Annotated in this window: 13 protein-coding genes; 5 read left to right on the top strand and 8 right to left on the bottom strand. The window is 74.0% G+C overall.

Annotated features, from left to right (window positions below; translation table 11 throughout):
* Complete coding sequence (locus ACK8HX_RS15040) at positions 1-1803, bottom strand: substrate-binding domain-containing protein (RefSeq protein WP_411941535.1); 1803 nt, start codon at positions 1801-1803, stop codon at positions 1-3.
* Between the two features lie 192 nt (positions 1804-1995).
* Here ACK8HX_RS15040 and ACK8HX_RS15035 point away from each other — a divergent pair, with 192 nt between their 5' ends.
* Positions 1996-3015: a DUF6081 family protein gene (locus ACK8HX_RS15035; RefSeq protein ID WP_411941534.1), complete on the top strand. Its 1020-nt coding sequence runs from the start codon at positions 1996-1998 to the stop codon at positions 3013-3015.
* A gap of 19 nt (positions 3016-3034) precedes the next feature.
* On the opposite strand, the gene ACK8HX_RS15030 is transcribed toward ACK8HX_RS15035, so the two are convergent.
* The 3 genes from ACK8HX_RS15030 to ACK8HX_RS15020 form a co-directional block, all read right to left on the bottom strand.
* Positions 3035-3871 (bottom strand): L,D-transpeptidase family protein, encoded by an 837-nt coding sequence (locus tag ACK8HX_RS15030; protein WP_411941533.1) that lies wholly within the window; start codon positions 3869-3871, stop codon positions 3035-3037.
* Positions 3872-4031: 160 nt separating this feature from the next.
* Positions 4032-4898, bottom strand: coding sequence for an HpcH/HpaI aldolase/citrate lyase family protein (locus ACK8HX_RS15025; RefSeq protein ID WP_411941532.1), 867 nt, complete (start codon positions 4896-4898; stop codon positions 4032-4034).
* On the bottom strand, positions 4895-5965 hold the full coding sequence (locus tag ACK8HX_RS15020) for an HpcH/HpaI aldolase/citrate lyase family protein (RefSeq protein WP_411941531.1): 1071 nt from the start codon (positions 5963-5965) through the stop codon (positions 4895-4897). Before ACK8HX_RS15020 ends, ACK8HX_RS15025 begins: the two co-directional genes overlap by 4 nt.
* A gap of 111 nt (positions 5966-6076) precedes the next feature.
* On the opposite strand from ACK8HX_RS15020, the gene ACK8HX_RS15015 reads away from it, so the two are divergent.
* The 4 genes from ACK8HX_RS15015 to ACK8HX_RS15000 are packed head-to-tail and all read left to right on the top strand — an operon-like array spanning position 6077 to position 9679.
* The gene (locus ACK8HX_RS15015) at positions 6077-6673 is read left to right on the top strand and encodes a hypothetical protein (protein WP_411941530.1); all 597 of its coding nucleotides are present in this window, start codon (positions 6077-6079) and stop codon (positions 6671-6673) included.
* The gene (locus ACK8HX_RS15010) at positions 6670-7974 is read left to right on the top strand and encodes a magnesium transporter MgtE N-terminal domain-containing protein (RefSeq protein WP_411941529.1); all 1305 of its coding nucleotides are present in this window, start codon (positions 6670-6672) and stop codon (positions 7972-7974) included. Before ACK8HX_RS15015 ends, ACK8HX_RS15010 begins: the two co-directional genes overlap by 4 nt.
* On the top strand, positions 7967-8536 hold the full coding sequence (locus tag ACK8HX_RS15005) for a DUF1003 domain-containing protein (RefSeq protein ID WP_411941528.1): 570 nt from the start codon (positions 7967-7969) through the stop codon (positions 8534-8536). Before ACK8HX_RS15010 ends, ACK8HX_RS15005 begins: the two co-directional genes overlap by 8 nt.
* A gap of 9 nt (positions 8537-8545) precedes the next feature.
* Positions 8546-9679: an Mrp/NBP35 family ATP-binding protein gene (locus ACK8HX_RS15000; RefSeq protein ID WP_411941527.1), complete on the top strand. Its 1134-nt coding sequence runs from the start codon at positions 8546-8548 to the stop codon at positions 9677-9679.
* Between the two features lie 3 nt (positions 9680-9682).
* On the opposite strand, the gene ACK8HX_RS14995 is transcribed toward ACK8HX_RS15000, so the two are convergent.
* From ACK8HX_RS14995 to sigE, 4 genes are read right to left on the bottom strand one after another with little or no spacing between them, the layout of a single operon-like run.
* Positions 9683-10147, bottom strand: coding sequence for a Sec-independent protein translocase subunit TatB (locus ACK8HX_RS14995; RefSeq protein ID WP_411941526.1), 465 nt, complete (start codon positions 10145-10147; stop codon positions 9683-9685).
* 54 nt (positions 10148-10201) lie between these two features.
* Positions 10202-11572, bottom strand: a complete 1371-nt coding sequence (locus ACK8HX_RS14990) for a S1C family serine protease (RefSeq protein WP_411941525.1) — start codon at positions 11570-11572, stop codon at positions 10202-10204.
* Complete coding sequence (locus tag ACK8HX_RS14985; protein ID WP_411941524.1) at positions 11569-12123, bottom strand: anti-sigma factor family protein; 555 nt, start codon at positions 12121-12123, stop codon at positions 11569-11571. Before ACK8HX_RS14985 ends, ACK8HX_RS14990 begins: the two co-directional genes overlap by 4 nt.
* Positions 12120-12737: an RNA polymerase sigma factor SigE gene (sigE, locus tag ACK8HX_RS14980; RefSeq protein ID WP_411941523.1), complete on the bottom strand. Its 618-nt coding sequence runs from the start codon at positions 12735-12737 to the stop codon at positions 12120-12122. Before sigE ends, ACK8HX_RS14985 begins: the two co-directional genes overlap by 4 nt.
* Positions 12738-12869 lie beyond the last annotated feature (132 nt).

The following is a 12869-nucleotide window of genomic DNA, read 5'->3' as shown; positions in this document are numbered from 1 at the left end:
TCAGCCGGTGAGGGCGGCCAGGAACACCGACTCGAGGTCCTCCGGCTGGTCGGCGGTGTACGCCGCGCCCTTCGTCGTCGTCGCGATGTTGCGCAGGGCACGTGCGTCGGCCGAGGAGCCGAGGGCGATCGTCACGACCTCGACCGGACGGCTCGGGTCGGCGTCGTCGACGAGCCGCTTGAGGGTGGTCGGCAGGTCCGGGCTGCCGGGGTCCTCGTTCTTGCCGTCGCTGATGAGGACGACCGTGTTGGGTCCGGGCTGCCACCCCGCGCGGACGGCGGCGACCGCGGCGAGGGTCGTGTCGTGGAGGGCGGTGTCCCCGGCGGCCGCGATGCGCGGGACGGCCGTCGCGATGCCGTCACGGGCCGTTCCGGCGCCGACCTTGCGGTCGAGGCGGCCGAGCGGCACGACCTCGACCCAGTCGCGCCCGCGGTCGGCGCGCGAGAAGGTCCACAGGCCCACCGACGCCTCGTCGGCGAAGAACGGCAGCGAGGACAGCACCGCCGACTTCGCGACGTCGAGGCGGCTCTGCCCGGTCGTGCCGACCTCCTCCTTCATCGACCCGGACGTGTCGAGGACGACGAGGACCGACCCGCGCCGGTCCAGGGCGGTCCAGTTCTGCAGCGTGCGGGCGATGACGTCCTGGCTCGGCTGGGCCGGGGTGTACCGCGGCTCGGTCGCGACGACGCCGGCCGCGGCGGTGGCGACCGCGCCGAGGCGCGCGGCACGCCAGCCGGCCTGCTGGAGGGCCCTCTGGGCCGTCCCGCGCACGACGTAGTCGGCGAAGGCCTCGGAGGCCGCGCGCTGCTCGTCGGAGACCCAGTCGCCGCGCAGCCCGAGGACCGGAACCTCGCTGACGACCCAGCCCTCGGGTGGGTAGATGGCGGCCACCTCGACGGCGGGCTTCGCGGCGTTGAACCGGACGACCTCCTGCTCGGTCGCGGGGACGAGCGGCAGGTCCTTGAGGGCCGCGGCGTCGGTGGCGGAGACGTCGCGAAGCCTCCCGAGGGCCACGGACAGGTCTCCGGTGGAGCCACCGACCGCGTTGTGCGCGGTGACGAGGCGCCGGCGCAGGTCGTCGGTGGCGTCGACCCCGGTCGCGAGGTCACGGTAGACGGCGACCGTCGAGCCGAGCCCGGCGGTCGAGGTGAGGGCGTTGGGCCACTCGAGGCGGAGGCGCCCCCACTCGGGGTGCCCTGCGGCGGCCCAGCCCCGGGGGTCGTTGGCGAGGACGCTGAGCCGCTCCCAGCTCGGCTGCTCGTCGGGCCAGCCGAGCGCCTCGGCCATCGGCCGCGGCGCCGCGAAGACCACCGGGCTCGCGGCGACGACCGGGTAGGTGCGCGGCAGGGCCCTGGCGAGGCGCGGGTCGCGGGCGAGCACGGTGGCCCAGAGCGAGGAGTCGGGCACCCACGTCGTCGGGGCGTCCTCGGTGTCGCCGTCGAGGGCCCGGCCGAGCGCGGTCGAGAACTCCTGCGGCGACGCCGAGGTGATCTCGGTCGACGTGCACGGGATGCCCTCGACGTCCTCGGCCCAGGCGTCGAAGTCGTCGGCGAGGTCACCGAGCACGGCCGCGACCGGACCGGACGCGCTGATCCGCAGCGAGGCGTCGCCCGAGCAGCCGGTGGCGATGATCCCCGACGCGTCACCGCGGGTGAGGAGGAGGGCGACGAGGATGCCCACGAGCACGACGACGAGCGCGGGCAGGATGACGAGGGCCCTCGCACGCCGCCGGCCCGCCTGCCGGTGACGTCCTGCAGACCCCCGGGTCGCCCTGCTCGCGGGCCCGGTGGCTCCAGCGGTCACGGGCCGAGTCTGGCCGACGACGGCCGCCCAGGACCAGCAGTTGCCCGGAACGGCGCTCCTCGGCCGTGGTCAGGTCGGGCCATCGGCCGGCCGCGCAGACCCCTCGATCAGGCCATTGTCGTCCGCCGCCACCCCGGGAAGAGTTGACGGGTCCCCGTGTCGAGCCCGCTGGTCGGGCAGGGAGGGCCCGCCATGCGCACCGCATCCCGAAGGTTCGTCGGCACCGCAGCCCTGGTCCTCGTGGCCGCGAGCGCCGTCGTCGCTGCTCCGGCGGAGGCCGGCAAGCGGACGGTGACGACGACGGTCTACGACTCGTTCGGCTCCGCCTCCGAGTACTCCGCGCGCTGGGTCAACTCCTTCGGCCCCGGAGAGATGGCCGTCGAGGACACCCGGGTGCACGACGGCTCGACGTTCTCGGTGTCGGCGCTGCCGTTCCGCACCGGCGCCGACTTCAGCGTCTTCGACCACATCAAGTACCTCGCGGTGAGCACCCAGCAGTTCCCCGTGCCCGAGAAGGGGTCGGTGACCTTCTCCGTGACCATCGACGCTCGCACGGTCGGCACCGAGCCGGGCGGCCGCGTCATCCACGGGGTCTACGGACCGCCCGGCTGCGCCGACGACCCGGACTGTGCCGCGACGTCCGAACCGTGGCAGGGGCTCGCGCTGGAGGGCCAGCAGGCCGGGGCGACCCTGCACATGATCGACTTCCGGACCGGCCAGCTCTTCGACTGGTTCGTCTCCGGCAGCACGGCCTTCGCGCTCATCGAGCGGCTCCCGGCCACCGTCACCGGCTCCCCGGACGGTGGGACGCGCGACACGATGTACACGCAGATCGTCAAGGAGGTGCCGATCACGCCCGGGCCGCACCGGGTGTCGATGACCTTCTTCCGGGACGCCGGATCCTCCTACGTCGACTACGTCCTCGACGGCCGGCGGGTCGCTCGAGTCGGGAAGGTCGGGGTCCCGCTCGACGTCCAGCGGGTCGCCTACACCGGGATCTACCCGTCCATCGGGCCCGGCGAGGCGCTCGGCGACCAGGTGGACTCCCTCGCGATCGGGCACGGCCTGTTCAGCCTGCTCGACGCGTTCCCCTTCCAGCACCCCGACGCCCCGGAGCTGAGTGTCTCGGTACCGATGTCGGAGCGGCTGTTCGGCCAGGGCGCCGCGGCGCGGTTCGACGACATGGTGGTGACGGTCGACGACAGGGGCTGAGTCCGCTCTCCGGGGGCTCTCAGTGGACGAGGACGCGGCTGCCGATCGGCATGAGGTCCTTGGCCCAGATCATGTTGATCGCGGCGTTGCTCAGGCGCGCGCAGCCGTGCGAGGCCGGGTACGGCGGGATGTTCGGTGACCCGTGGACCGCGATCCCCCGGTTGAAGAAGCGGGGTCGCCACAGCTCGCCGAGGGAGTTGGTCAGTGGGCCGTCGACGGCCCGGTAGACGGTGTAGTCGCCCTTCGGCGTCGTGGCGAGGGCGCGGGTGCCCCGCGTCGTCGTGTACTCCTCGCCGTTGCCCGTCGAGGTGTTGAGGATGGTGCGCACCCGCCCGTCGCGGACGACGAGGAGGAGCTGGCGGTCGAGGTCGATCTCGACCCCGTTCGCGATCCGCGCCCTCGGCCGCACCCCGGCGTCGAGGGCCTTCTTGGTGCGCGGTCCGACGACGCCGTCGCGCGAGAGACCGGCGGCCTTCTGGAGGGCGAAGACCGCCTGCTGGGTCAGCGACCCGAAGGAGCCGTCGGGCGTGCCGAGCCAGTAGCCGAGCGCGGAGAGTCGCTTCTGGAGCGCGAGGACCTTCTCGCCCTTGTCGCCGTAGCGCAGCGAGGTGCGGGGCTTCGGGGTGGCGGTTGGGGACGGTGTGGGCTTCGCGGTCGCGGTCGCGCTGGGCGTCGGGGTCGCGCTGGGCGTGGGGATCGGGCTCGTGGTCGGGTCGGCGACGACCGGCGGCTCCCACGTGGGGTCGCCCGCGGCGGCGGGCGGGGTCGTCGCGGCGGTGTCGCCGGCGCCCGCGGGGCTCCACTCCGGCGCGTACCCGCACCCCGCCAGGAGCGCGGCAGCGGCGAGCGTGGCCACGCCCGTCGCCGCGCGACGCCGTGTCGCCGTCCGCCCCATGTCCGCTCCTGCCGTCCGCACAGCCCGCCCGAGAGCACGGGCCGGATCCATGAGACGACACGACGCCCCGGGTCACAACCCGACGCGCTCGTCGTGACCGAATCGTTGGTCGTCCGCCCCCTCAGCCGTGGGCGCGGACCGCCTCGTCGAGCGCGAGCACCTTGCGCGCCGACTCGACGTGGAGCAGCTCGACCATCCGTCCCTCGTGGACGACGACGCCCGCGCCGTCGGCGTCCTCCCAGGCCTCGAGGACGCCGCGCGCCTGCGCGACCTCCTCCACGGAGGGGGCGAAGGCGGCGTTGCAGGGCTCGACCTGTCCGGGGTGCACGAGGGTCTTGCCGTCGAAGCCGAGGTCGCGGCCCTGGCGGCACTCGGCCTCGAACCCGTCGAGGTCGCGGACGTCGTTCCAGACGCCGTCGAGGACGGCAACCCCGGCGGCCCGGGCCGCGAGGACGACGAGCGAGAGCGAGGTGAGGAGCGGCTGACGTCCCGGGACGCTGCGGACGCCGAGCTCCTTGACGAGGTCGTTGGTGCCGAGGACGAGCACGGCGAGGCGGTCGGAGGCCGCGGCGATCTCCGCGGCGTCGAGGACCGCTCGCGGGGTCTCGACCATCGCCCAGAGGCGGGTTCGGTCCGGGGCCCCGGACCGCTCCATCGCGGCGACGAGGTCGCGGACCTCGTCCGCCGAGCCGACCTTCGGGACGACGACCGCGTCCGGCCCGGCGGCGCAGGCGTCCGCGAGGTCGTCGTCGTGCCACCGCGTTCCGGCGCCGTTGACGCGGATCGTCAGCTCGCGGTGCCCGTACTCCCCGGACCGGACTGCCGCACAGGCGTTCTCGCGCGCCACCTCCTTGTGGTCGGGGCCCACCGCGTCCTCGAGGTCGAGGATGAGGGCGTCGACCGGCAGGGCCTTCGCCTTCTCGAGGGCGCGCTCGTTGCTCGCCGGCATGTAGAGGACCGAGCGGCGCGGCCTCAGGACGTCGCTCACGCCCGCTCCTCCCCCGCGCCCGCGTAGAGCTCGGCGAGCTCGGGATCGTTGGCCGACAGGCGTTCGGCGAGCTCGAGGACGACGAGGCACTGCTTGAGGCTCGCGTCGTCCTCCATCTTCCCGTCGAGCATCACGGCGCCGGTGCCGTCGCCCATGGCGTCCTTGACCCGACGGGCGTGCGCGACGTCCTCGGCGCTCGGGCTGAAGACCTTCTTGGCGATGGCGATCTGCGCCGGGTGCAGCGACCACGCGCCGACGCACCCGAGGAGGAAGGCGTTGCGGAACTGGTCCTCGCAGGCGACCGTGTCGGCGATGTCCCCGAACGGCCCGTAGTACGGGAAGATCCCGTGCATCGCGCAGGCGTCGACCATCCGGGCGATCGTGTAGTGCCAGAGGTCCTGCTGGTACACGGTGCGGTCGCCCGCGACGTCGCCGCCCACGGGGTCCTGGCGGACGAGGTAGCCCGGGTGCCCGCCCCCGACGCGCGTCGTCTTCATCCGCCGGTCGGCGGCGAGGTCGGCGGGGCCGAGGCTGATGCCCTGCATCCGCGGGCTGGCCCCCGCGACCTGCTCGACGTTCGCGACGCCGCGGGCGGTCTCGAGGATGGCGTGGACGAGGATCGGCCGCGTCAGACCCGCCCTGGCCTCGAGCTGCGCGAGGAGGCGGTCCACGTAGTGGATGTCCTCGGGCCCCTGGACCTTCGGCACCATGACGACGTCGAGCTTCTCCCCCACCTCGGAGACGAGCGTCGTCAGGTCGTCGAGCGCCCACGGGCTGTCGAGGGCGTTGACGCGGGTCCAGAGCTGGGTGTGCTCACCGAGGTCGGTGGCCCGGGCGATCTCGACGAGGCCGGCGCGGGCGGCCTCCTTGTTCTCGGCCCTGACGGCGTCCTCGAGGTTGCCGAGGAGGACGTCGACGGTGCCGACGAGCTGCGGGACCTTCGCCGCCATCTTCGGGTTGCTCGGGTCGAAGAAGTGGATCATCCGGCTCGGTCTCGCCGGGACCTCGCGGAGCGGCGTCGGGGCCCCCACCGCGAGCGGGGCGAAGAAGTCCTTGGCGCTGCGCATGCCGCGGACGCTAGCAGCGGCGCGAGGGCCGGTCGCATGAGCCACGTCACGGTGTGACCGACGCCGCGCGCACCCCGACCTGCTGCTCGCCGCGTGTGGGAGAGTCGGGCCATGACCGAGGAGGCGCCCACCGAGCCCGCCACGGAGCCGACGACCGTGATGGCGCGGCCGGTCGACGTCACGCGGCTCGTCCACGAGGCGGCGAGCAAGTCGGGGGTGCTGTGGGTGCGCGTCCCCGACGGCGGCACGCACCCCGTGTGGTTCGTCTGGCACGACGACGGCGACGAGCGGGGCACCGGCCCGGCCGCGTACGTCGTGTCGGGGCCCGGTGAGCAGTCCCTGCCGTGGCTGCCCGACGAGGTCGAGGTCCTCTTCCGCAGCAAGGACTCCGGAGGTCGCCTGCTCGCCGTCCACGCGTCGGCGCGCGAGCTGACGCCGGAGCACGAGGGCTGGGACGACGCCGTCGAGGTGCTGCGCCCCGAGCGGCTCAACGCCACGGGCGACGTCGCCCGGCGCTGGGCCGCGTCGTGCACGATCCACGTCATCACCCCCCACGGCCGCCTCGTCGAGGGGCCCGGCGCGTACACCGACGCCTCGGGCGCCGCGCCCGTCCACCCGGCGGGTTCGACGACGGCGACCTGGCGGCCGTGGCACTGGCACGGGAGGTCCCGGGCGCGGCGCTCCCGCCCCGATAGCCTGTCGGGGTGAGCACGCCGACCCGCGCCTTCGTCGGCCGACTGACCGAGCTCAACGTCTTCGACCCGCTCGGTGACCAGGTCGGTCGCGTCCGCGACGTCGTCGTCACCTTCAACGTCGCGCGGAGCCGCCCCCGCGTCATCGGCCTCGTCGTCGAGGTCGCCGGCCGGCGCCGCGTCTTCGTGCCGATGACGCGGGTCACCTCGGTCGAGGGCGGCCAGGTCATCACGACCGGCCTGGTCAACATGCGCCGCTTCGAGCAGCGCGGCAACGAGACCCTCGTCGTCGCCGAGCTCTTCGAGCGGCCCGTCCGGGTCCGCACCGAGGAGGGCGTGGTCGTCGACGCCACGGTCGAGGACATCGGCATCGAGCAGAGCGGGTCACGCGGCTGGAGCGTCGCCCGCGCCTACGTGCGCACCGGCTACGGCCGCCCCCGCAGCGGCCTCCCCCGCCTCGGCCGGCGCCGCGGTGAGACCCTCCTCGTCGCCATCGAGGACGTCACGGGGCTGCGCGACACCTCCGGGGGCCAGAGCGCGGCCCGCCTCCTCGAGGCGTACGAGGACCTCAAGCCCGCCGACCTCGCCGAGGTCATCCACGACCTCACGCCCCAGCGCCGGGCGGAGGTCGCCGCCGCGCTCGACGACGACCGCCTGGCCGACGTCATCGAGGAGCTGCCCGAGGACGACCAGGTCGAGATCATCGCCGGCCTGGAGGTCGGTCGCGCGGCGGACGTCCTCGAGGCGATGGAGCCCGACGACGCCGCCGACCTCCTCGCCGAGCTGCCCAAGGACCGGCAGGAGGAGCTGCTCCAGAAGATGGACGCCGACGAGGCGGCCGACCTGCGCCGCCTTCTCACCTACGACGAGAACACCGCCGGTGGCCTCATGACGACCGAGCCGGTCATCCTCGGCCCCGAGGCCTCCATCGCCGAGGCCCTCGCCGTCGTCCGGCGCCAGGAGCTCTCGACCGCCCTCGCCTGCACCGTCTTCGTCTGCCGCTCCCCGCTCGAGACGCCCACCGGCAAGTACCTCGGGATGGTCCACATCCAGCGGCTGCTCCGCGAGCCGCCGCACAACCCGATCGGCGGCATCCTCGACAAGGACGTCGACCCGCTGCCCCCGGACGCCACCCTCGGCCAGGTCACCCGGATGCTCGCGACCTACGACCTCGTGGGGCTGCCCGTCGTCGACGACGAGGGCCACCTGCTCGGCGCGGTCACCGTCGACGACGTCCTCGACCACATCCTGCCCGACGACTGGCGCGAGGAGCGCCACGACGTCGTGGCACCGCAGGGGGTGGCCGGCGGTGGCTGAGCGCGAGCGCCGGGCCCGCATCGACCAGCCCCGCGAGGGAGGTCGACGCTGGAGCATGCCGAGCGTCCTCACCGAGGAGACCTTCGGGGTCGTCTCGGAGAAGTTCGCGCGCTTCATGGGCACGCCGTACTTCCTCATCGCGATGACGGTGTTCGTCGTCGTCTGGGTCGTCTGGAACACCACCGCGCCGGCCGGCTTCCGCTTCGACCCCTACGCCTTCATCTTCCTCACCCTGATGCTCAGCCTGCAGGCCTCGTACGCGGCGCCGCTCATCCTCCTCGCGCAGAACCGGCAGGCCGACCGCGACCGCGTCTCGCTCGAGCAGGACCGCGCCCGCGACGAGCGCAACCTCGCCGACACCGAGTTCCTCACCCGCGAGGTCGCCGCGCTCCGCATCGCGATGCGCGACACCGCGACGCGCGACTTCGTGCGCTCCGAGCTGCGTGACCTGCTCGACGAGCTCGAGCAGCGGGGCCTGGTCCTCGTGCGCAAGGAGGACCTCGAGGGCACCGACGTCGTGTCCGTCACGGCCGCGGACGGGAGCACCGACCGCGCGACCTAGACTGGGGCCATGCCCCAGGTTGGTCCCGACGCCCTCCACGCTGCCCTCGAGACGGTCATCGACCCCGAGATCCGCAAGCCCGTCACCGAGCTCGGCATGGTCGAGTCGGTCGTGTGCGACGACGACGGCCACGTCACGGTGACGATCTTGCTCACGGTGGCCGCCTGCCCGCTCAAGGACAAGCTGACGGGCGACACGACCGCAGCGCTGTCGAAGGTCGAGGGCGTCACCGGCGTCACCGTGACCCTCGGGGTCATGTCCGACGACCAGCGCGCCGAGCTGAAGACGAAGCTGCGCGGCGGGGTCGCCGAGCGCGAGGTGCCGTTCGCGCGGGCCGGGTCGCTGACCCGCGTGTACGCCGTCGCGTCGGGCAAGGGCGGCGTGGGCAAGAGCTCGGTCACCGCCAACCTCGCCGCGGCCCTCGCCCAGCAGGGCCTCTCGGTGGGTGTCGTCGACGCCGACATCTACGGCTTCTCGATCCCGCGGATGCTCGGTGTCGAGGGCCGGCCCACGCAGGTCGACGACATGATCCTGCCCCCGGTCAGCCACGACGTGAAGGTCATCTCGATCGGCATGTTCGTCCCCGGGAACCAGCCGGTCGTGTGGCGCGGGCCGATGCTGCACCGCGCCCTCCAGCAGTTCCTCGCCGACGTCTTCTGGGGCGACCTCGACGTCCTCCTCCTCGACCTCCCGCCCGGCACCGGCGACATCGCCATCTCGGTGGCGCAGCTCATCCCGGGCGCCGAGATCCTCGTCGTCACCACCCCGCAGCAGGCCGCCGCCGAGGTCGCCGAGCGCGCCGGGTCGATCGCGCTGCAGACCCACCAGCGCCTGGCGGGCGTCATCGAGAACATGAGCTGGCTCGAGCTGCCGGACGGGACGCGCCAGGAGATCTTCGGCTCCGGCGGAGGTCGTGAGGTCGCCGAGTCGCTGACCCGCTCGATCGGCGCCGAGGTGCCGCTGCTCGGCCAGATCCCCCTCGACACGAGCCTGCGCATCGGGGCCGACCAGGGGATGCCGGTCGTCCTCGGCGAGCCCGACACCCCGTCGGCCGTCGCGCTGCGCGGCATCGCCAAGGGGCTCGCGTCGCGCGCCCGCGGCCTCGCCGGTCGCTCGCTCGGCCTGACCCCCGCCGGCCGGTAGTCCCTAGGTGGCGTCGACGTCGTAGGGCGTGGGGCGGCTGGGGTCCCAGTCGCGCGCCGAGGGCGTCGGCGACAGGTGTGGCGTCGCGGGGTCGCCGTGGTCCTCCGCGCCGGTGTCGGTTCCGGTGCCGTCACCCCCGCCTTCGCGGCCCTTGAGGCGCGCGGCGTCGCGGACCCCGCCGATCTCGTCCCGCACCGGTGAGAAGGCGTCGTCGAGCGGCTCGACGAGGGCCTCGCGCACGATCCGCCGCGGGTCGTACTGCCGCGGGTCGTACTGGCGCCAGTTGATGTCCTCGTACTCCGGTCCCAGCTGGTCACGCAGCTGTCCCTTGGCCCCCTCGGCCATGACGCGCAGCTTGCGGATGCCGCGGGCCAGCTTGGCGGCGTACTCCGGCAGCCGCTCGGGACCGAGGACGAAGACCGCGATGAGCGCGAGGAGCACGATCTCCCAGCCGTTGACGCCGAACACCGCGTCGACACCGTCCTTCCGTGGCCCCGACGTCGCCGGGAGGTGCGGGTGGGGTCAGTCCTGCGACCCTTGGAGGACCATCGTGACATCCCGCTCGTCCCCGCCGCGACGGATGGTCAGCGTCACCTCGTCGCCGACCGCCCGGGAGCGGATGGCGACGATGAACTCGCCCTGGTCGGTCACCGGCTTGCCCTCGAACTTCACGACGACGTCGCCGGGGCGCAGCCCGGCCTTCTCCGCCGGGCCGCCCGGGGTGAGGGCCGGCTGCCCGTTGGGCCCCTCGTCGGCGATCCGCACACCCTCGCCCTCGTGCTCGGAGTCGAGGAAGACCCCGATGACCGGGTGGACCGACTTGCCCGTCGTGATGAGCTGGTCGACGGTCGTCTTCACCTGGGCGCTCGGGATGGCGAAGCCGACCCCGATGTTGCCGCTCTGGCCGCTGACCGAGGAGCCGGGGGCTCGGGCGATGGCGCTGTTGACGCCGATGACGCGTCCCTGCATGTCGAGGAGCGGCCCGCCCGAGTTGCCCGGGTTGATCGCGGCGTCGGTCTGGATGGCGTTGATGAACGACTGGTCGTCGGCCTCGCCGGGGGTCACCGGCCGGTTGAGGGCGCTGACGATGCCGCTCGTCACGGTGGAGTCCAGGCCGAGGGGCGCGCCGACGGCGATGACCTCGTCACCGACGACGACGTCGTCGGAGGAGCCGAGGGTGAGCGGGGCGAGGTCGGTGCGCTCGACCTTGACGACGGCGAGGTCGTAGGACCGGTCCCGACCGACGATCGTCCCCGGCAGCTCGGTGCCGTTGGCGAGGACGACGGTGATCTTCCCGCCCTCCGCAGCCGACGCCACGACGTGGTTGTTCGTCACGAGGTGGCCCCGGTCGTCGTAGACCCAGCCCGACCCGGTGCCCTGGCCCTCGGCGCCCTCGACCTTGAGGGTGACCACGCTCGGCGTCACGGTGGCGGCGATGTTGGCGATCGACCCGCGAGGCCGCTCGGTCGCCCCGGCACCGGGGCTCGGGAGGGCCGCGGCCGGGGTGCGCTCGTCCCGGCGGTCGGCGAGCAGGGCCCCACCGATGCCGCCGAACAGCCCGGCGACGAGGGCCACCGCCACGGAGACGCCGAGGAGGGCGCCCCAGCCGGGACCGCGGCGCGCGGGACGCTCCGGGGGCGTGCTGACCGGCCAGCCCTGCGGCGACTGCTGGTAGGGGGCGTACGCCGGACCCGGGGCCGGGGCGGCCGTGTGGGGCACCGGCTGGGTCGGCACGGCGCCGCGGTCGGCGCCCGCCTCCTCGCGCTGCTGCTCACCGCCGCCGAGCCGGGCCCAGAGCGGCTCCTCGCGCGTGGGGACCTCCTGGGTCGGCTCGTCGCCGCGCCCGCCCCACGGGCGCCACTCGTCGCGTCCGTGCTGGTCGTCGCTCGTCATGGCGCCGATTGTGCCCGCTGGGTCGCGACCGTGGCGGTGGCGGGTCGGGCCGGACCGCCGCGGACCTCGAGGCCCGCGGTGACGAAGGCCGTCGTGGGCGCTGCGGGCTGGACGGCGGGGGTCGACGTCGTCGTGAGGCCCGGGCGCACCGGGGCGGGCGTGCCGAGGACCGTGAGGCTCCAGGCAGCGGCCGCCGACACCCCCGCCGCTGCCGCGGCGACGACGGTCGCGCGCAGCGGGCTGCGGTGGCATGGCGGGGCGCTGGGCGCCAGGAGGGCGAGCGGCCGCGGAGCGGCGGCGGCCGGGCGGGTCGGGGTGTCCGCCGCGAGCGAGCTGCCGAGCGCGAGGAGGGTGACCCGCAGGTCACCGGGCATCGTCGGTCCGTCGGCGAACGCCGCGCGGATGCGGCGCTCGGACTCGACGGCGTGTGCGCAGACCCGGCACGCGACGAGGTGCCGGTCCCACTCCCACTGGCGCTCCGCGGGGAGGCGGCCGGCGACGTACTCGCTCAGCTCACCTCCCAGGCAGCGGACCCGTGGCGTGAGGCTCATACCGTTCCTGCGGCGGGGCGGCGCACGATCCGGCCGCGCGGGGCGCGCGCCGGCGTCGTCGCGGGCTGGGGCGCCCGGTGGGCGAGGGCCTCGCGCAGCTGCGCGCGGCCGCGGTGGATGCGGGAGCGCACGGTCCCCAGCTTGATGCCGAGGGTCGCCGCGACCTCCTCGTAGGACAGGCCCTCGATGTCGCAGAGGACGACGGCCGCGCGGAAGTCGGGTGAGAGGGCGTCGAGGGCGCGCTGGACGTCGTCGTCGAAGTGGCCGTCGTGGTAGGCCTGCTCGGGGCTCGGGCCACGCCCGGGCAGCCGGGCCGCGGACTCGTCGGAGAGCGCGTCGAAGCGGATCCGCTGCTTTCGGCGCATCTTGTCGAGGAAGACGTTCGTCGTGATGCGGTGCAGCCAGCCCTCGAAGGTGCCGGGCTGGTAGGTGTGCAACGAGCGGAAGACCCGGACGAAGACGTCCTGGGTGAGGTCCTCTGCATCGTGGACGTTGCCGGTGAGGCGGTAGGCGAGCCGGAAGACCCGTGCGGAGTGCTGTTCGACGACCTCCTCCCACGTGGGCGGCACCCAGCCGGTGGCGTCGCCGCGCACCGCGGCGTCCGTCGTCGTCATCGGTTCGTCCCTCACCAGGCTGCTCATGTCACCCATCGATACGCGTCGTGCCCGTGAATTGTTCCCGGTTTCCCTGAACGTCGGCTGGGAGCGGTGTGGGACGCCGACCCCGGCGCCCGGGCGTCCTAGGGT

It is taken from the genome of Oryzobacter faecalis (assembly GCF_046764005.1).
Classification (GTDB): Bacteria; Actinomycetota; Actinomycetes; order Actinomycetales; family Dermatophilaceae; genus Oryzobacter; species Oryzobacter faecalis.
The sequence above is the reverse complement of the archived record's forward strand: the minus strand, read 5'-3'. Positions and strand labels throughout refer to the sequence as shown.